Origin of the sequence: Mycobacterium simiae, from assembly GCF_010727605.1 — a bacterium.
Lineage (GTDB): Bacteria > Actinomycetota > Actinomycetes > Mycobacteriales > Mycobacteriaceae > Mycobacterium > Mycobacterium simiae.
This window is the reverse complement of sequence record NZ_AP022568.1, coordinates 2,145,161-2,162,813: the sequence shown is the minus strand read 5'-3', so window position 1 is coordinate 2,162,813 and position 17,653 is coordinate 2,145,161. Positions and strand designations below refer to the sequence as shown.

The following is a 17,653-nucleotide window of genomic DNA, read 5'->3' as shown; positions in this document are numbered from 1 at the left end:
CAGCCGCCATGGCGCGTTATATCGCGGCGCCCGGCGCGCCCCCGAGCAGCGGCCCCGGTGGGCCCGCGCCGCGGCGGCTGCTGGCCGTGACAACATGTCCCGATGGTTTTTTCGCGCACCCTGGCCCTGCTGGCAGCCGTATCGACGCTGGTAGCCGCCTGTGGTCACGACGCCGCCCGGCCGCCGGCGTCGACGACGACCAGCAAGCCCGTCGCTGCGCCGCCCGCACCGCCGGTCTGCGGCGACCCGACGGCCAAGCTGTCCAACCGCGACAAGCTGGCCCAGTTGTTGATGGTGGGCGTGAAGAACGCCGACGACGCCCGCGCGGTGGTCAACGGCTACCACGTCGGCGGGATCTTCATCGGTAGTTGGACGGACCTCAGCATCTTCTCGGGGCCGTTGGCCGACATCGCCGGCAACGCCGGGCCGCTGCCGCTGGCGGTCAGCGTCGACGAAGAAGGCGGCCGGGTGTCGCGACTGAAGTCGCTGATCGGTACCGCGCCGTCCCCGAAGGAGCTGGCGCGCACCCAAACCACCGACCAGGTGCGCGCGCAGGCGGCCGAACGCGGCAAGAAGATGCACGACCTGGGCATCACCGTTGACTTCGCACCGGTCGTCGACGTCACCGACGAGCCCGACGACAGTGTGATCGGGGACCGCTCGTTCGGCGACAACCCCAAGACCGTCACCGAATACGCCGGGGCGTACGCGCAGGGGCTGCGCGACGCGGGGGTGCTGCCGGTGCTCAAGCATTTCCCCGGCCACGGCCATGGCTCCGGTGATTCGCACAAGGGCGGGGTCGTTACGCCGCCGCTGCCCGAGCTGATCAACGACGACCTCGTGCCCTATCGGACGCTGGTGACCAACGCCCCGGTCGCCGTGATGATCGGCCATCTGCAGGTGCCCGGACTGACCACCAACGACGAGCCGGCCAGCCTCAGCCCCGCTGCGGTCAAACTGCTGCGCGACGGCACCGGATACGGCGGCCCGCCGTTCAACGGCCCCGTCTTTAGTGACGACCTGTCGAGCATGGCGGCGATCTCGGACCGCTACGGGGTGGCTGAAGCGGTGCTGCGGACCTTGCAGGCCGGCACCGATATCGCGCTGTGGGTGACCACCGACGAGGTGCCCGCGGTGCTGGATCGACTCGAAAAGGCTTTGGCTGCAGGTGAATTGGCGTTGCCGGCGGTGGACCAGTCGCTGCTGCGGGTGGCCACCATGAAGGGACCCGGCCGGGCATGTGAACACTGACCGGCAGGTCAATCGTTACCCTGGAGTCGGATAAGCGGAGCCCATAGGGCTTGAAGGGGCAGAGCGATGGCAGGTGGTACCAAGCGGCTACCGCGCGCCGTACGGGAACAGCAGATGCTCGACGCCGCAGTGCAGATGTTTTCGGTCAACGGCTACCACGAGACCTCGATGGACACCATCGCCGCCGCGGCGGAGATCTCCAAGCCGATGCTGTACCTGTACTACGGCTCGAAAGAGGACTTGTTCGGGGCGTGCCTGAACCGCGAAATGACCCGCTTCATCGAGGCGGTGCGCGCCGACATCGACTTCACCCAAAGCCCACGGGACTTGTTGCGCAACACGATTGGGTCGTTCTTGCGCTATATCGACGCCAACCGGGCGTCCTGGATCGTGATGTACACCCAGGCGATCAGCTCGCAGGCCTTTGCCCACACCGTCCGAGAGGGCCGCGAGCAGATCATCGAGCTGGTCGCGGGTCTGGTGCGGGAAAACAGCCGCACGCCGCGCACCGATGCCGAGCACCAGATGATGGCGGTCGCGCTGGTGGGCGCCGGTGAGGCGATGGCCAATCGGCTGTCCACCGGCGACATCGACGTCGACGAGGCGGCCGAGCTGATGATCGACTTGTTCTGGCATGGGCTGCGCGGCGTGCCCGAGAAGCAGGAAGCCGGCCCGGCCCAGCGGCCCGCGTCCTAACCGGGGGACCGGCGCGGCCCTCGGGGGCTAGATTCGTGCCGTGCGCCGTTCGCCCGTTCGCTCGTCGGGACGCAACGTCGACTTCTGCTGCGCGGTCGTCATAGTCGGATTGTTGGCCGGGTTGGCCGGGTTGTCGACCACGTTTGTGCTGCGCATCGTTTCGCACTTGACCTACAACTACAGTTTCGGCACCCTGCTGGCCGGAGTGACCGGCAGCAGCCCGGTGCGCCGGGTGTTGGGGCCGATGGTGGGCGCCGCGGTTGCGGGTCTGGGATGGTGGCTGCTGCGCCGCCGGGCCCCGGTGCCGCCCCTGGCCGGAACCATCGCCCGGCAGCAGCCGATTCCGCGGCTGTCGTGGAGTGTCGACGCCATGCTGCAGGTGCTGCTGGTCGGTTCGGGGGCGTCGCTGGGGCGCGAAGGGGCGCCGCGCCAATTTGCGGCGGCGCTCGCCGATTTCGGAACCGGATGGTTACGCCGGCTGGATTCCCGCGACCGAGAGATCCTGCTCGCGTGCGCGGCCGGGGCCGGTCTGGGCGCGGTATATGCCGTGCCGCTGGCCGGGGCGTTGTTCTCCGCCCGCATCATGCTCAACACCTGGCATCCGCGCGCACTGGGCGCCGCGTTTCTCACCTCCAGCCTGGCCGTCGCGATCGGTTCGGCCAGCACCGGCGATCATCCCAACCTGGATTGGCCGATCGGGGAGTCCACTTATCTGCTGACCGCGCACGGGCTGCTGGTGGCCCCGTTCGCCCTCGCGGTGGGCCTCGCGTTCAACCGGCTGATGGCGGCGGCGCGGCCCGCGTGCCAGCCGCGCGGCTGGATGCTGATTCCCGCTCTGGCGGCCGCCGGGCTGGTGATGGGCATCTGCTCGCATTGGCGGCCCGAATTGCCCGGCAACGGCCGCAGCATCCTGACCGTCAGCCTCGCCAGCGGGCTCACGCTGTCGGGGGCGGCGGCGATCCTTGCGCTCAAGCCCTTGCTGACCGCCTTGTTTCTGCGGGCCGGCGGCGCCGGCGGGCTGCTCACGCCGTCGCTGGCCACCGGTGCGGCGACGGGTGTGCTGCTGGTGCTGACGATCAACTGGATAACCGGGACAGACCTGCACGTGCCGGCGGTCTCGCTGGCCGGGGCCGCCGGGGTGCTCGCGGTCACCCAGGGCTCGCCGATCTGGGCCGCGATCTTCGTCTGGGAGCTGGCCCGGCCGCCGCTGTGGCTGTTCTTGGTGTTCCTGATGACCTCGACCGGCGCGCACGCGCTGAACAGGCTGCGCAGGGTCGGGGCGCTCAAGCGCGACGAACGAGTCGGCTGACGCGGCGCCTACAGCGGCTCGAGGCTGCCGGTCAGGTGCGGATAACCCTTGGCGATGTGGCGCAACGACAACTCGAAGCGCTGGTCCTTCTCCTCGATGTATAGGCCCGCGGTCGCCGGCAGGATCACCGGCTTGCCGAACCGGACCGAGTACCGCACCGCATCCGGAAGCCGGGCTTCGATGTTCGCCAATACCGCTGCCGCACTGAACATTCCGTGTGCAATGACGGTCGGGAACCCGAACAACTTGGCGGCTATCGGGTTGGTGTGGATCGGGTTGTGATCACCACCGACGACGGCGTAGCGGCGGATCTGGCCCGGGGTGATGCGCAGCACGGCGCTGGGCGGCGGGAGCTTGGGCTGTTTCTGCGGTGGCGGCTTGGGCTCGTCGGACAGGCTGGTGCGCTGTTGGTGCAGGAACGTCGTCACCTGGTGCCAGGCGGTCTCGTTGCCGACAGTGACGTCGGTGACCAGGTCGACCAACAGGCCCTTGCGGTGCTCACGCAAATTCTCCGCACGCACCCGCACACCGACGGTGTCGGTCACCGCGATCGGCCGATACTGCGTGATGTGGTTCTCGGTGTGTACCGAACCCATTGCGGCAAAAGGGAAGTCGAACCCCGTCACCAAAGACATCAGCGCCGGAAAGGTCAACGCGAACGGATAGGTGAGCGGCACGTTGTTGCCGAAGCGCAGGCCGGTGATGGCGGCGTACTCGGCCACGTTGGTCTGGTCGATCGCCAATTCCTCGACGGTCACCGTCCGGCTAGGTAGCTGGTCGGTCCGGGACACCACGGGTAGCGCCCCGGCGGCCGCGCGCAGCATGTTCCGCAGGCCGCTGGGTTGATTCATCGCGTTCTCCTTGAGCTTCGCCGGTACTGTCAGGCGCCCAACATTGCCTGGCCGCAGACGCGAATAACGTTGCCCGTCACCGCGTTTGACGCCGGACTGGCGAAGTAAGCGATGGTCTCGGCGACGTCGACGGGCTGGCCGCCCTGCAGCAGCGAGTTCATCCGGCGGCCCACCTCGCGAGTGGCGAGCGGGATGGCCGCGGTCATCTGCGTCTCGATGAAGCCCGGCGCCACGGCATTGATCGTGATGCCCTTCTCGTAGAGATCCGGTGCCAGCGCCTGGGTCAGCCCGATCATCCCGGCTTTGGTGGTGGCGTAGTTCGTCTGCCCGCGGTTGCCGGCGATGCCGGCCATCGACGACAGGCCGATCACCCGCCCACCTTCGCCGATGCTGCCGTTGGCGACCAGACCCTCGGTAAGACGTTTCGGGGCGAGCAGATTGACCGCCAAGACAGCATCCCAGCGGGCGTCGTCCATATTCGCCAGCAGCTTGTCCCGGGTGATACCGGCGTTGTTGACCAACACGTCGGCGTGGCCGGCGTAGTGGTCGCGCAGGTGCTCGGTGATCTTGTCGACCGCGTCGGCGGCGGTGACGTCAAGCCACAGCGCGGTGCCCCCGACCCGGCTGGCGGTCTCGGCCAGCGTCTCGGCCGCGGATTCCACGTCGATCGCGACGACGCGGGCACCGTCGCGGGCGAACACCTCGGCGATCGTTGCGCCGATGCCGCGCGCGGCGCCGGTGACGATCGCGACCTTGCCGTCCAGCGGCCGGTCCCAGTCGGCCGGCGGGGTCGAATCGGCGGCCCCCAGGTAGAACACCTGACCGTCGACGTACGCCGACTTCGCCGACAGGATGAACCGCATGGTCGATTCCAGGCCTGTGGCGGCCGGTTTGGCGTCCGGCGACAGGTAGACCAGCGCCACGGTGGAACCGTTGCGCAGCTCCTTGCCCAGCGAGCGGGTGAAGCCTTCCAGCGCGCGTTGCGCGATCCGCTCATCGGTGCTGGCGGCGGCGTCAGGGGTGGTGCCGACCACGACGACGCGCGCGCAATGACCCAGGTTGCGCAATAGCGGCGTGAAGAAGTCGTGCAGCGCCTTGAGGCCGTCCGGCGCGGTGATGCCGGTCGCATCGAACACCAGGCCGCCAAACTTGTCGGCCCAGCGGCCGCCGAGGTTGTTGCCGACCACGTCGTAGTCACCGTCCAGCGCGGCCCGCAGCGGCTCGACGATCCGGCCCGGCTGCTCTTGCGGAGCGCCGATCAGCAAAGATCCCGTTAACGGCGGATCACCGGGCGAGTAGCGGCGCAGATTCTCCGGCTGCGGGACCCCGAGTTGCTTCGCGAGGAAGGATCCGGGGCCCGAGTTGACCACTTGCGAGAACAGGTCGGAGGGACGATTGGGAGCCACTGAGCTGCCTTCCGTTGTCTTTCTGAGTCGAACATGTCGGACAAACCAACGGTATCGAGGACGAACTTACTGCAGAGTAAGAACAGTCGGTAGTATGGGTCCCAACGGCCAATCCCCCAACCTGATAACCGGAGATGAACGTGGCCCCTGCAGGTTCTGAGACAACTGACCAAGCAGCTCAGACGAGCTTGAACTCTCGGCGGCGCGTCGCCGTGCTCGGCGGCAATCGCATCCCCTTCGCACGCTCGGACGGCGCCTACGCCGAAGCGTCCAATCAGGACATGTTCACCGCGGCCCTGGGTGGTCTGGTGGATCGATTCGGGTTGAAGGGCGAGCGCCTCGGCGTGGTCGTCGGCGGCGCGGTGCTCAAGCACAGCCGCGATTTCAATCTGATGCGCGAGTGCGTGCTGGGTTCGCAATTGTCTTCGTACACACCGGCTTTCGACATCCAGCAGGCCTGCGGTACTGGCTTGCAGGCGGCTATCGCGGCCGCCGACGGCATCGCCTCCGGCCGTTACGAAGTCGCCGCCGCGGGCGGGGTGGATACCACGTCCGACCCGCCGATCGGCCTGGGCGACAACCTGCGCCGCCAGCTGCTGAAGTTGCGGCGGTCGAAGTCCAACGTGCAGCGGCTCAAGCTAGTCGGCACGCTGCCCGCCACGCTGGGGATCGAGATCCCGGCGAACAGCGAGCCGCGCACCGGTCTGTCGATGGGCGAACATGCCGCCATCACCGCCAAGCAGATGGGCATCAAGCGAGTAGACCAGGACGAACTCGCGGTGGCCAGCCACCAAAACATGGCCGCCGCCTACGACCGCGGCTTCTTCGACGACCTGGTCACTCCCTTCTTGGGCCTGTACCGGGATGACAATCTGCGCGCCAACGCCAGCGTGGAGAAGCTCGCCACGCTGCGCCCGGTCTTCGGTGTGAAGGCTGGCGACGCGACGATGACGGCGGGCAACTCCACCCCGCTGACCGATGGCGCCTCGGTCGCGCTGTTGTCGACCGAGCAGTGGGCGGCCGATCACTCGCTGCCCGTCCTGGCCTACCTGGTCGACGCGGAGACTGCGGCCGTGGACTACGTCAGCGGACGCGACGGGCTGCTGATGGCGCCGACCTATGCGGTGCCGCGGTTGCTGGCCCGCAACGGCCTGAGCTTGCAGGACTTCGACTTCTACGAGATCCACGAAGCCTTCGCGTCGGTGGTGTTGGCGCACCTGCAGGCGTGGGAGTCCGAGGAGTACTGCAAAGAGCGGTTGGGCCTGGACGCCGCGCTGGGCTCGATCGACCGGTCGAAGCTGAACGTCAACGGTTCGTCGCTGGCCGCCGGGCACCCCTTCGCGGCCACCGGCGGACGAATCCTCGCGCAGGCCGCCAAGCAACTCGCCGAGAAGAAGAACGAGGCAAAGAAGGCCGGGGGCCCGCTGCGCGCGCTGATCTCGATCTGTGCCGCCGGTGGTCAGGGTGTGGCGGCGATTTTGGAAGCGTGACCTGGGCGGATATCCAAGCCAGGCCGCCGAGGTCGTGGTGGGGTCGCCGGATGAAGTTTGTCACAGCTGATTAGTAACGGCGGGGGATGGGTAAACGATGAGCGGATTGTCCCGTGTTGTGGTCTGACCCCCCGACCCCGACGGCAACACGGGGCATCCCTGATTCGACCGCCGGTACCGCAGCTACGGGCGTACGGAATAGGCCGCCGCTGGAGTGAGGGGATCCAGCGGCGGTCTTTTCGTTATCCACCACTCGTTATCCGCCACCCATGCAAAATCCCCCGCTTCGACCTGGAACATGGCAGGACGTGGAAGCGGGGGATTTTGCGTGTTGTTGTCGGTGTTGTTGTCGGAGGCTTAGAAAGCGGCCTCGTCCAGCTCCATGATGTCGTTGTCCAGCGTCTCGATCACCTCGCGGGTGCTGGCGAGTAGCGGCAGGAAGTTCTTCGCGAAGAACGACGCCACCGCGATCTTGCCCTCGTAGAACGACCGCTCGGCACCGCTGGCGCCCGCGTCGAGCGCCGCCACGGCGACCGCCGCCTGGCGCTGCAACAGCCAGCCGATCACCAGGTCACCGACGCTCATCAGGAAGCGCACCGAGCCCAGTCCGACCTTGTAGAGGCTGGTGACGTCTTCCTGCGCGGCCATCAGGTAGCCGGTCAGGGTGGCCGCCATGCTCTGTACGTCGGCGAGCGCCTTGGCCAGGTGCTCGCGCTCGGTCTTCAGCCGCCCGTTGCCGGACTCACTGTCGACGAACTTCTGGATCTGCTCGGAGACGTGGGCCAGGGCCACACCCTTGTCGCGGACGATCTTGCGGAAGAAGAAGTCCTGCGCCTGAATGGCGGTGGTGCCTTCGTACAGCGAGTCGATCTTGGCGTCCCGGATGTACTGCTCGATCGGGTAGTCCTGCAGGAAGCCGGAGCCGCCGTAGGTTTGCAGGCTCTCGGTCAGCTTGGCGTAGGCCTGCTCCGAACCGACACCCTTGACGACGGGCAGCATCAGGTCGTTGACCCTGACAGCCAGCTCGGCGTCCACACCGTGGATCGCCTGGGCGACCGCCGCGTCCTGGTAGGTGGAGGTGAACAGGTACAGCGCGCGCAACCCCTCGGCGTAGGCCTTCTGGGTCATCAGCGACCGGCGCACGTCGGGGTGGTGGGTGATGGTCACCCGGGGTGCGGTCTTGTCGGTCATCTGGGTCATGTCGGCGCCTTGCACCCGCTCCTTGGCGTACGCCAGCGCGTTCAGGTAACCGGTCGACAGCGTCGCGATCGCCTTGGTGCCAACCATCATGCGGGCCTGCTCGATGACCTCAAACATCTGCGCGATACCGTTGTGCACCTCGCCGACCAGCCAACCCTTGGCCGGTACACCGTGCTGACCAAACGACAGCTCGCAGGTCGCGGAGACCTTGAGGCCCATCTTGTGCTCGACGTTCGTGACGAAGGCGCCGTTGCGCTCGCCCAGTTCGCCGGTCTCGAAGTCGAACAGGAACTTCGGCACGAAGAACAGGGACAGCCCCTTGGTACCCGGGCCGGCACCCTCCGGGCGGGCCAGCACCAGGTGGAAGATGTTCTCGAACAGGTCACCCGAGTCGGCCGAGGTGATGAACCTCTTGACGCCCTCGATGTGCCAGGAACCGTCCTCCTGCTGCACTGCCTTGGTGCGGCCGGCACCGACGTCCGAGCCGGCGTCCGGCTCGGTCAGCACCATGGTGGAGCCCCAGCCGCGCTCGGCGGCCAGTACGGCCCACTTCTTCTGCTCCTCGGTGCCGAGGTGGTACAGGATGTTGGCGAATCCGGCGCCGCCGGCATACATCCAGACGGCCGGGTTGGCGCCCAGGATGTGCTCGTGCAGCGCCCACAACAGCGCCTTGGGAGCGGGCACACCACCGAGGGCCTCGTCGAGACCGACCCGGTCCCAACCGCCCTCCTGGACGGCGTGCACGGACTTCTTGAACTCCTCCGGCAACGTCACCGAGTGCGTCTCGGGGTCGAACACCGGGGGATTGCGATCACCCTCGACGAACGACTCCGCGATCGGCCCCTCGGCCAGCCGGCTGATCTCGTTCAACATTTCAGTGGCGGTCTCGACATCGAGGTCGCTGTACTCGCCTTGGCCTAGCGCCTTGTCAACGCCCAGCACCTCGAACAGGTTGAATACCTGGTCGCGGACGTTGCTCTTGTAGTGGCTCACAATTCTCCTCCTCGTTGAGAACGCCACGTGTGGTTGGGTACTTGGGCTAAGTTACCCACCAGTAACACCGCTAAAATATCCCGCAGCGTTAGATCCGCGCAAGGGACTGTGACCCAAATTTCATTGCCTAATTAACCAACCGGTTGGCAAGTGCCTGGTCACGACTTCGACGGCTCGTCTACCTGCGGCGATAATGGATGCGTGACGGGCGACGGAAGCGCGGCCGCGGTGCCGGTGGTGGATTTACGGGCCGATGCCCAGCAGCTGCGGGCACGGCTGCGCGAGGCCGCGCACGAGGTGGGCTTCTTCTACCTGATCGGCCACGGCGTCCGCGAGACGCTGACCGAGCGGCTGCTCGAGGCGGCCCGGAGATTGTTCGCACTGCCCGATACCGATAAGGACGCCATGGCTATGGTGGGCAGCCCGCATTTCCGCGGCTACACCCGATTGGGGGGCGAACGGACGCTCGGCCAGGTGGATTGGCGCGAGCAGATTGATATTGGCCCCGAACGTCCCGCCATCGGCGGGCCCGGCAAGCCCGACTACCTCTGGCTGCAGGGGCCCAACCAATGGCCGGCGGCGTTGCCGGAATTCCCGGCGCTCATCGCGGAGTGGGACGCCGCCCTTTCCCAGGTGGCGCGCGCGCTGCTGCGGCACTGGGCCGCCTCGCTGGGCAGTTCACCGGAGGTGTTCGACGAGGCTTTCGCCGGGACGCCGGCCACCCTGATCAAGGTCATCCGCTATCCCGCCCGCGCGGCCAGCCCGCAGGGGGTGGGGGCGCACCGCGACTCCGGGGTCCTCACCCTGCTGCTCGCCGAGCCAGGCAGCAGGGGCCTACAGGTGCGGCGGCGCCCGCCGCACGACGATTGGGTGGACGTGCCGCCAATGGCTGGCGCGTTCATCGTGAACATCGGCGAGCTCCTGGAAGTTGCGACCAGCGGCTACCTGCGCGCCACCGAACACCGGGTCCGGCTCGACGGGCAAACACGTGAACGCATCTCGGTGCCCTACTTCTTCAATCCCCGGCTCGACGCACAGCTGCCGGTGCTGTCGCTGCCGGGCGAACTGGCCGCGCGCGCCGATCAGTCCTGGAATCCGGCCCGCCAGCCGTCCGACCCGATTTTCGCCGTCTACGGGCGCAACGCCTGGAAAAGCAGGCTGCGCGCCCACCCCGACGTCGCCGAAGCCCACGGATACTCGGCAGGTAATGTCACACGAGCGAATTTGTCGTCGGCGACAAGGGGCGAGTGAAGTCCAGTGAACGCATCGAACAAGCTGACCGCTTCGACACTTCGTGAGGCCTTCGGCCACTTTCCGTCCGGCGTCGTCGCGATCGCCGCGGAAGTTTCCGGTGTCCGTGTGGGGTTGGCAGCCAGCACGTTCGTGCCCGTCTCGTTGGATCCGCCGTTGGTGTCGTTCTGCGTACAGAACACGTCGACCACCTGGCCCAAGCTCAAGGACCTGCCGATGCTGGGCATCAGCGTGCTGGGCGAGGAGCACGACGAGGCCGCGCGCACCCTGGCCGCCAAGACCGGTGACCGGTTCGCCGGGCTGGAGACGGTGTCCACCGGCTCCGGGGCGGTGTTCATCAAGGGCACCGGCCTGTGGCTGGAAAGCGCGATCGAGCAACTGATCCCCGCGGGGGATCACACCATCGTGGTGCTACGGGTCAACGAGGTGACTATTGACGCCGAGGTGGCGCCGATTGTTTTCCACCGCAGCGCATTCCGGCGGCTGACGCCGCACTGACACCGGCTGGCGGCTAGCGCCGGAACAGCTTGTTGCCCAGCCAGACGATCGGGTCGTACTTGCGGTCGGCCACCCGCTCTTTCATCGGGATCAGCGCGTTGTCGGTGATCTTGATGTGTTCGGGGCAGACTTCGGTGCAGCACTTAGTGATGTTGCAGAAGCCCAAACCGTGCTGTTCCTGCGCGTCATTGCGACGGTCCCGGGTATCTAGCGGGTGCATCTCGAGTTCGGCGATGCGCATCAAATAGCGCGGTCCGGCGAACGACTTCTTGTTCTCCTCGTGGTCGCGTACCACATGGCAAACGTTCTGGCACAGGAAGCACTCGATGCACTTGCGGAACTCCTGCGAGCGCTGCACGTCCACCTGGGCCATCCGGTACTCGCCCGGCTGCAGCTCCTTGGGGGGCGCGAAAGACGGGATCTCCCTGGCCTTCTCGTAGTTGAACGAAACATCGGTGACCAGATCGCGGATCACCGGGAAGGTCCGCAGCGGGGTGACGGTCACGGTCTCGTCCTCGGCAAACGACGACATCCGGGTCATGCACATCAGCCGTGGCTTGCCATTGATCTCGGCCGAGCAGGATCCGCATTTGCCCGCTTTGCAGTTCCACCGCACCGCGAGGTCCGGTGTCTGCGTCTGCTGCAGCCGATGGATGATGTCGAGCACCACTTCACCCTCGTTGACCTCGACGGTGAAGTTCTCCAGCGCGCCGCCGGTTTCGTCGCCGCGCCACACCCGCATCGTTGCGTCGTAGCTCATTAGCTCTCCATCCTCGTGGTCCGTCCTGGGTGATCGGCCAGTTCTTCGTCAGTGAAGTACTTTTCGAGCTCCGAGACCTCGAATAGCTCCATGAGGTCCGGCCGCATCGGCACCTGATCTTGGCGGGTGATGGTGATCTCGGGAATGACGTCGTCGCCGTTCACGGCGCGGCACACCAACAGGACCTTGCGCCACGCCGAGTCCATCCCGGGGTGGTCGTCGCGGGTGTGTCCGCCGCGGCTCTCGGTGCGCTCCAGCGCCGCCTTGGCGATGCATTCGCTCACCAGCAGCATGTTGCGCAGATCGATGGCCAGGTTCCAGCCGGGGTTGTACTGCCGGTTCCCCTCGACCTTGATGTTCTTGAACCGCTCGCGGAGTTTGACCAGCCGCTCCAGCGCCTCGGTGATCTCCTCCGCCTTGCGGATGATGCCGACGAGGTCGTTCATCGATTGCTGCAGTTCCAGCTGCAGCGTGTACGGGTTCTCGGGGGTGGAGCCGTCGGCGGGTCCGTCGAAGGGCGCCAGTGCGCGCTGCGCGGCCGCCTCGATGGCGGCCTCGCTGACCGACGGCCGGCTGGCCAGGGCGCGGGCGTAGTCGGCGGCGCCCAGTCCGGCACGCCGCCCGAAGACCAGCAGGTCCGACAGCGAGTTGCCGCCGAGCCGGTTGGAGCCGTGCATGCCGCCGGAGCACTCGCCCGCGGCGAACAGGCCGGCGACGGTGGCCGCGCCGGTGTCCGGGTCGACCTCGACACCGCCCATCACGTAGTGACAGGTGGGTCCGACCTCCATGGGCTCCTTGGTGATGTCGACACCGGCCAACTCCATGAACTGGTGGTACATCGACGGCAATCGCCGCTTGATCTCGTCGGGCGTCAACCGGGAGGCGATGTCCAGATACACGCCGCCGTGCGGGGTACCGCGACCCGATTTGACCTCCGAGTTGATCGCGCGGGCGACCTCATCGCGGGGCAGCAGGTCGGGGGTGCGCCGGGCCGAGTCGTTGTCCTTGAGCCACTGGTCGGCCTCTTGCTCGGACTCGGCGTACTGGCCCTTGAACACCGGTGGGATGTAGTCGAACATGAAGCGCTTGCTGTCGGAGTTCTTCAGCACTCCGCCGTCGCCGCGCACACCCTCGGTGACCAGGATCCCCTTTACACTCGGCGGCCACACCATGCCCGTCGGGTGGAACTGGATGAACTCCATGTTGATCAGTGTCGCGCCGGCGCGCAGCGCCAGGGCGTGGCCGTCGCCGGTGTACTCCCAAGAGTTGGAGGTCACCTTGAAGGACTTGCCGATGCCGCCGGTGGCCAGCACCACCGCGGGCGCCTCGAACACGACGAACCGGCCGCTTTCGCGCCAGTAGCCGAAGGCCCCGGCGATCCGCGCCTCGTCTCCGGAGCCGTCCTTGATCAGCTCGGTGATGGCGCATTCGGCGAAGACCTTGATGCGTGCCTCGTAGTCGCCGAGCTCGGCGAAGTCCTCCTGCTGCAGCGAGACGATTTTCTGCTGCATGGTACGGATCAACTCCAACCCGGTGCGGTCACCGACGTGGGCGAGCCGCGGATAGGTGTGTCCACCGAAGTTGCGCTGGCTGATCTTGCCGTCCTTGAGGCGATCGAACAGCGCGCCGTAGGTCTCCAATTCCCAGACGCGGTCCGGCGCCTCTTTGGCGTGCAGTTCGGCCATTCGCCAGTTGTTGAGGAACTTGCCACCTCGCATGGTGTCGCCGAAGTGGGTCTTCCAGTTGTCCTTGGGGTTGGTGTTGCCCATCGACGCGGCGCAGCCGCCCTCGGCCATCACCGTGTGGGCCTTACCGAACAGCGACTTGGTCACCACGGCGACCCGCAGGCCGCGTTCACGCGCTTCGATGACCGCGCGCAAACCCGCGCCGCCGGCACCGATCACTACGACGTCGTAGGAGTGCCGCTCGACCTCAGCCATAAATCCCTCGCTAGCTAAATTCAGATTTTCTTTGAAATGGCAATTCAGCCAACAAATCTCGGGTCATGAATGGCGCCGCTTGCCACCAGTGCGATGTAGAAATCGGTGATCATCAAGGTGCCCAGCGTGATCCACGCGAACAATTTGTGCCGGGTGTTGATGTTGCTGACCTGAGTCCAGATCCAATACCGCACCGGGTGCTTGGAGAAGTGCTTGAGTCGGCCGCCCGTCACGTGCCGGCACGAGTGGCAGGACAGCGTGTAGATCCACAGCATGATGACGTTGCCGAGCAGGATCAGGTTGCCCAGGCCGAACCCGAATCCGCCGGGTCCCTCGTCGGAGTGGAACGCGACGATCGCGTCGTAGGTGTTGATGATCGAGATAATGCCGGCGATGTAGAAGAAGTACCGGTGGGTGTTCTGGATGATCAGCGGGAACCGAGTCTCGCCGGTGTAGTGGACGCGCGGCTCGGCGACCGCGCAGGCGCTGGGCGACTGCCACACCGTGCGGTAGTAGGCACCACGGTAGTAGTAACAGGTCAGCCGGAAGAGCAGCAGAAACGGCAGCGACAGCGCCGCGTACGGCAGCCACCACACGTCGGGTAGAAACTGCGGCCAGATGTCGCCGGCCTCACCGCAGCCCTTACTGACGCACGGGGAGTAGAACGGCGTCAGGTAGTGGTACTTGGGAACGAAGAAGTAGTCCTGCTGAAACGCCCGCGCCGTCGCGTAGATGATGAACGCGGCGAAGCCGAGGTCGATCCGCAACGGCGACATCCACCAGCGATCGGTGCGCAGGGTGCGTTGCTGGATCCTGGCGCGCGTCGGTGAAAAAACTCCAGACGCAGGACGGTTCGCCGTGGGTGCGCTCATCAAGTGTTCCTCTTCGAACGGGCTGTTGAACGAAGCTGTTGGTCGAAGGGTACACAGAGAGGCCCCCCGAATTTTCGGGGGGCTTGGCTGTCAGGATCGGTTGTGGCCGCCGACGCCCTCGTCGTCGACATCGCGCCAAAAATCGCTGTCGTACTGGGTATCGGGAATGGTGATCTTTTCGCCGGAGTGCTGCACCGTGGCGCGGGCCAAGTCCAATTCGGAAACGTCGGCGTCGAGTAATTCGACATCGCTCATGATCCGATCGGCGTCGATGACGATGCGCCGCATGGCCGGGCTGTCGCCGTAGCGTGACCGCAGGGAGCTCACACACCGACGGAGGCCACCGATGAGATCGTGCAGTTCGGCGAGTTCGGTCGTGGTGGTCAAGGGATCTCTCCTAAGGCTGCGGGTGTCACAAATCACAATGTGTTTCTCGATACTATCCACTGCGCACGAATGGTGCCGGACAGACGACTCGCCGGAAAACATGGAGCAAACACCATGGCAGGGCAGACCACCATCGGGTCGCGCGCGGCCGCGTTCCTGGAATTGCATCGGCCCGGGCACCCCGTGGTCCTCCCGACCGTGTGGGATGCCTGGTCGGCGCGTCTGGCCGCCGAGGCCGGTTTTGCCGCCGTGACCGTCGGCAGCCACCCGCTGGCCGACTCGCTTGGCAAATGTGACAACGAAGGTATGTCGTTCGACGATGTACTCGCCGGGGTCGCGCACATCACCGCGGCGGTCGACGTGCCGGTGTCGGTGGACATCGAATCCGGCTACGGCGAAAACCCCCAACGCCTGATCGACGGTCTGCTCGGCGTCGGCGCCGTGGGCCTCAACATCGAAGACACCGTGCACTCCGAGAATCAACGACTGCGATCCGCCCGTGAGCACGCCGATTTCGTCGGGGCATTGCGGGCGGCGGCCGACGCCGCCGGAGTGCACGTGGTGATCAACGCGCGCACCGACCTGTTCCTGCGTAGGGACGGGGACGACGCGGATCGGGTCGAGCGGGCGATCGCGCGGTTGACCGAGGCCGCGGAGGCCGGCGCCGACGTACTGTACCCGGTGGGCCGCCATGACCCGGAGACCTTGCGGCGGTTGGCAACTGGGCTGCCATTGCCGATCAACGCGATCGCACTACCCGATCGCGACGACCCGGCGTCATTTGGACCGCTGGGCGTCGCTCGGATCAGCTTCGGTCCATTCCTGCAGGCCGCGTTGTCCGCCCGGGCCACCGAATTGCTGGCCCGCTGGGGCTGAGTCCTAAATCGGTTCCAGCATGCGATGCGGTCGGCGCAATGCCTGACTGACCTGATCGTCGCGACCCGGATTGCGGGGGCGCCGCGGCGGATGCGTGATCAGATCGGCGACGTCGGGCGTCTCGCCACATCGACCGCAGCGGCCGTCCTGGTCGATGACGCCGTCGCATTCGGCATGCACATACGTTCGCCGCCTGGGCTTTTCCACGTAGTTCTCGTTGCCCCAGTTGATCATTGACCAGAGCACCGGCCACAGCCGATGGCCCTTGGCCGTCAGGGCGTAGTTGGTGTCGTTCTTGGCCAGCACTCCTTGACCGACCAGTAGTGCCAATCGATCGGACAGCACGGCCTTCGGGATGTCGAGGTGATTGCGGAAGTCGCTGAAGCGCCGGACCCCGAAGAAGGCATCGCGCATGATCAACAAGGTCCAGCGCTCGCCGATGATCTCCAAAGACCGGGCAATGGGGCAGTTTTCGCTCGGATATTCACGGGGCAGCGCCACGGTATCATGCTACCCCCTTGTTGGTTCATTCAATGAACTCTATACTCGGCAGCATCGAGTTCATTCACCGAACTATCGCGCCGGGCGCGACGAGGGCGATCCGAGGAGTGCCATGACAAGTAGCGTGAATACAGCCAAGTACGACGTGGTGTCACACAGCCTGAACCGCATCGACGTCGCTACCGGTGTCGAGTTCGACGAGTTCATCGCTGCCTTCGAAGCGGCCGCGCCGGTCGTCGACCGAGGCGTGCTGGACGAAATCGCCAGCCGGGGCGGCAGCTGGGACGACGTGCTCGCGGCGGCGGCGGCCAACGCGCCACACGACCTGATGGTTTACGCGAAGATCGACGTATTGCCGCTCTTTTCCATCGCCGGCCACACCACTAAAGCCGTGGAGTACTTGCTGGGCAACCACACCATCGCCGAGACAATGTTTCGCTACGACCCGAAAGCTATGCTGTACGCGCCATTACGGTTGCTGATCCACGCCGACGCCGACGGCAACGCGGTGTTCTCGATGGATCAGCCCAGCGCCGCGTTCGGCAGCCTGGGCATCACCGAAGTCACCGCGGTCGGCTACAGCTTGGATCGTAAGGTGGCAAACCTGTTGCGGGTGATCGGAATTGACGCCGACGGGGCGTTCCGCTGACGCATTGGGCGCAGCCGGCGGAGCTGGTGGGCTCCGCCGGCTGATTCGTTGTTCGCCCGGCGCTACTTAGTGATCGCGATGCGCTGCGCCTGCGCTCCGGCGTAGGCACCGGCAACGCGCACTGTTAACACACCGGCGTCGTAAGAGGCCGTGATGGCTTCGCTGGTGACGTGCGCGGGCAACTGGAACGAGCGGCGGAACGAGCCGTAGCGGATTTCCCGCACGGTGCGCCCGGCTTGGTCGTCGGAGTGCTCGTCGCGGTGCTCACCGTGGATGACCAGGCGGCCCCGGTCAAGCTCGACGTGGACGTCCTTCTCGACGTCGACGCCGGGCAGCTCCACGCGTACCACCGCGTCGTCGCCGTCCTTGACGACCTCCGCCGCGGGGCTAAAACCGTTGGTCGTGGGCTGGAACCAGTCGGCTGCCGCGGCCGGCCCGAAAAAATCACGTAGCCACCGGTCGGTGTCCCAGGCCGGACGTGACCACAATGCGAGATTGCTCATGTTCGTCTCCTCTTTGCTTCCTTGTGTTTGGTTGTGAATGTGCTGTGCCCGGCTCCATGCCGGCCGGCTATACGGTCAAACTTGAGCGAGCCTCGCTAAAGTTCCACTCGACCGTTCGCCGCCAGAGAACACAAATCACACAGCAAGTTGTGAGGTGTGAGAGGCCCGTCATACGGGCGACACATTGCGCGATTCCTAGTTAATTTCTTGCCTCTAATCT

Annotated in this window: 17 protein-coding genes; 8 read left to right on the top strand and 9 right to left on the bottom strand. The window is 66.0% G+C overall.

Features of this window, described 5'->3' with window-relative positions:
* The first annotated feature begins 102 nt into the window (after window positions 1-102).
* The 3 genes from G6N33_RS10060 to G6N33_RS10050 all read left to right on the top strand — a co-directional run bounded on the left by G6N33_RS10060 (window position 103) and on the right by G6N33_RS10050 (window position 3,256).
* Complete coding sequence (locus tag G6N33_RS10060; RefSeq protein ID WP_044509461.1) at window positions 103-1,251, top strand: glycoside hydrolase family 3 N-terminal domain-containing protein; 1,149 nt, start codon at window positions 103-105, stop codon at window positions 1,249-1,251.
* Between the two features lie 66 nt (window positions 1,252-1,317).
* Entirely contained in the window at window positions 1,318-1,947 is a 630-nt protein-coding gene (locus tag G6N33_RS10055) for a TetR/AcrR family transcriptional regulator (protein WP_061558018.1), read from the top strand.
* A gap of 40 nt (window positions 1,948-1,987) precedes the next feature.
* On the top strand, window positions 1,988-3,256 hold the full coding sequence (locus G6N33_RS10050) for a chloride channel protein (RefSeq protein WP_044509463.1): 1,269 nt from the start codon (window positions 1,988-1,990) through the stop codon (window positions 3,254-3,256).
* Between the two features lie 8 nt (window positions 3,257-3,264).
* Here G6N33_RS10050 and G6N33_RS10045 read toward each other — a convergent pair whose 3' ends face one another.
* Together G6N33_RS10045 and G6N33_RS10040 are read right to left on the bottom strand one after the other, a co-directional pair.
* Window positions 3,265-4,107, bottom strand: coding sequence for a MaoC/PaaZ C-terminal domain-containing protein (locus tag G6N33_RS10045; RefSeq protein ID WP_044509464.1), 843 nt, complete (start codon window positions 4,105-4,107; stop codon window positions 3,265-3,267).
* Between the two features lie 29 nt (window positions 4,108-4,136).
* The gene (locus G6N33_RS10040; RefSeq protein ID WP_101528453.1) at window positions 4,137-5,513 is read right to left on the bottom strand and encodes a 3-oxoacyl-ACP reductase; all 1,377 of its coding nucleotides are present in this window, start codon (window positions 5,511-5,513) and stop codon (window positions 4,137-4,139) included.
* Window positions 5,514-5,647: 134 nt separating this feature from the next.
* On the opposite strand from G6N33_RS10040, the gene G6N33_RS10035 reads away from it, so the two are divergent.
* Window positions 5,648-7,003 (top strand): acetyl-CoA C-acetyltransferase, encoded by a 1,356-nt coding sequence (locus tag G6N33_RS10035; RefSeq protein ID WP_044509465.1) that lies wholly within the window; start codon window positions 5,648-5,650, stop codon window positions 7,001-7,003.
* Window positions 7,004-7,360: 357 nt separating this feature from the next.
* Here the strand turns inward: G6N33_RS10035 and G6N33_RS10030 are convergent, their stop codons facing one another.
* Window positions 7,361-9,196, bottom strand: coding sequence for an acyl-CoA dehydrogenase (locus tag G6N33_RS10030; protein ID WP_101528452.1), 1,836 nt, complete (start codon window positions 9,194-9,196; stop codon window positions 7,361-7,363).
* A gap of 201 nt (window positions 9,197-9,397) precedes the next feature.
* On the opposite strand from G6N33_RS10030, the gene G6N33_RS10025 reads away from it, so the two are divergent.
* Entirely contained in the window at window positions 9,398-10,447 is a 1,050-nt protein-coding gene (locus tag G6N33_RS10025) for an isopenicillin N synthase family dioxygenase (RefSeq protein WP_232069467.1), read from the top strand.
* Between the two features lie 6 nt (window positions 10,448-10,453).
* On the top strand, window positions 10,454-10,945 hold the full coding sequence (locus G6N33_RS10020; RefSeq protein WP_044509466.1) for a flavin reductase family protein: 492 nt from the start codon (window positions 10,454-10,456) through the stop codon (window positions 10,943-10,945).
* A 13-nt stretch (window positions 10,946-10,958) separates the two neighbouring features.
* Here the strand turns inward: G6N33_RS10020 and G6N33_RS10015 are convergent, their stop codons facing one another.
* From G6N33_RS10015 to G6N33_RS10000, 4 genes are all read right to left on the bottom strand, one after another.
* A complete protein-coding gene (locus tag G6N33_RS10015) occupies window positions 10,959-11,705 on the bottom strand; it encodes a succinate dehydrogenase/fumarate reductase iron-sulfur subunit (RefSeq protein ID WP_044509467.1) in 747 nt (248 codons plus the stop codon).
* Window positions 11,705-13,645 carry a fumarate reductase/succinate dehydrogenase flavoprotein subunit gene (locus G6N33_RS10010; protein WP_101528451.1) on the bottom strand — a complete coding sequence of 647 codons (1,941 nt, stop codon included), beginning with the start codon at window positions 13,643-13,645 and terminating at the stop codon, window positions 11,705-11,707. The genes G6N33_RS10015 and G6N33_RS10010 overlap by 1 nt, the downstream gene beginning before the upstream one ends.
* A gap of 44 nt (window positions 13,646-13,689) precedes the next feature.
* On the bottom strand, window positions 13,690-14,517 hold the full coding sequence (locus G6N33_RS10005) for a hypothetical protein (protein ID WP_044509471.1): 828 nt from the start codon (window positions 14,515-14,517) through the stop codon (window positions 13,690-13,692).
* Between the two features lie 90 nt (window positions 14,518-14,607).
* On the bottom strand, window positions 14,608-14,904 hold the full coding sequence (locus G6N33_RS10000) for a hypothetical protein (protein WP_044509472.1): 297 nt from the start codon (window positions 14,902-14,904) through the stop codon (window positions 14,608-14,610).
* Window positions 14,905-15,018: 114 nt separating this feature from the next.
* On the opposite strand from G6N33_RS10000, the gene G6N33_RS09995 reads away from it, so the two are divergent.
* Window positions 15,019-15,780 (top strand): isocitrate lyase/PEP mutase family protein, encoded by a 762-nt coding sequence (locus G6N33_RS09995; RefSeq protein ID WP_044512737.1) that lies wholly within the window; start codon window positions 15,019-15,021, stop codon window positions 15,778-15,780.
* Window positions 15,781-15,783: 3 nt separating this feature from the next.
* On the opposite strand, the gene G6N33_RS09990 is transcribed toward G6N33_RS09995, so the two are convergent.
* Complete coding sequence (locus G6N33_RS09990) at window positions 15,784-16,281, bottom strand: winged helix-turn-helix transcriptional regulator (RefSeq protein ID WP_044509473.1); 498 nt, start codon at window positions 16,279-16,281, stop codon at window positions 15,784-15,786.
* 112 nt (window positions 16,282-16,393) lie between these two features.
* Between G6N33_RS09990 and G6N33_RS09985 the strand changes: the two genes are divergently transcribed.
* On the top strand, window positions 16,394-16,930 hold the full coding sequence (locus G6N33_RS09985; RefSeq protein WP_049919119.1) for a hypothetical protein: 537 nt from the start codon (window positions 16,394-16,396) through the stop codon (window positions 16,928-16,930).
* A gap of 62 nt (window positions 16,931-16,992) precedes the next feature.
* Here the strand turns inward: G6N33_RS09985 and G6N33_RS09980 are convergent, their stop codons facing one another.
* A complete protein-coding gene (locus tag G6N33_RS09980) occupies window positions 16,993-17,433 on the bottom strand; it encodes an Hsp20/alpha crystallin family protein (protein ID WP_044509474.1) in 441 nt (146 codons plus the stop codon).
* Between the last annotated feature and the right edge of the window lie 220 nt (window positions 17,434-17,653).

Coding starts and splice junctions, on each gene's coding strand:
- G6N33_RS10060 (WP_044509461.1), top strand. CDS start 103: ATGGTTTTTTCGCGCACCCTGGCCCTGCTGGCAGCCGTATCGACGCTG.
- G6N33_RS10055 (WP_061558018.1), top strand. CDS start 1,318: ATGGCAGGTGGTACCAAGCGGCTACCGCGCGCCGTACGGGAACAGCAG.
- G6N33_RS10045 (WP_044509464.1), bottom strand. CDS start 4,107: ATGAATCAACCCAGCGGCCTGCGGAACATGCTGCGCGCGGCCGCCGGG.
- G6N33_RS10035 (WP_044509465.1), top strand. CDS start 5,648: ATGAACGTGGCCCCTGCAGGTTCTGAGACAACTGACCAAGCAGCTCAG.
- G6N33_RS10015 (WP_044509467.1), bottom strand. CDS start 11,705: ATGAGCTACGACGCAACGATGCGGGTGTGGCGCGGCGACGAAACCGGC.
- G6N33_RS10010 (WP_101528451.1), bottom strand. CDS start 13,645: ATGGCTGAGGTCGAGCGGCACTCCTACGACGTCGTAGTGATCGGTGCC.
- G6N33_RS10005 (WP_044509471.1), bottom strand. CDS start 14,517: ATGAGCGCACCCACGGCGAACCGTCCTGCGTCTGGAGTTTTTTCACCG.
- G6N33_RS09995 (WP_044512737.1), top strand. CDS start 15,019: ATGGCAGGGCAGACCACCATCGGGTCGCGCGCGGCCGCGTTCCTGGAA.
- G6N33_RS09985 (WP_049919119.1), top strand. CDS start 16,394: ATGACAAGTAGCGTGAATACAGCCAAGTACGACGTGGTGTCACACAGC.
- G6N33_RS09980 (WP_044509474.1), bottom strand. CDS start 17,433: ATGAGCAATCTCGCATTGTGGTCACGTCCGGCCTGGGACACCGACCGG.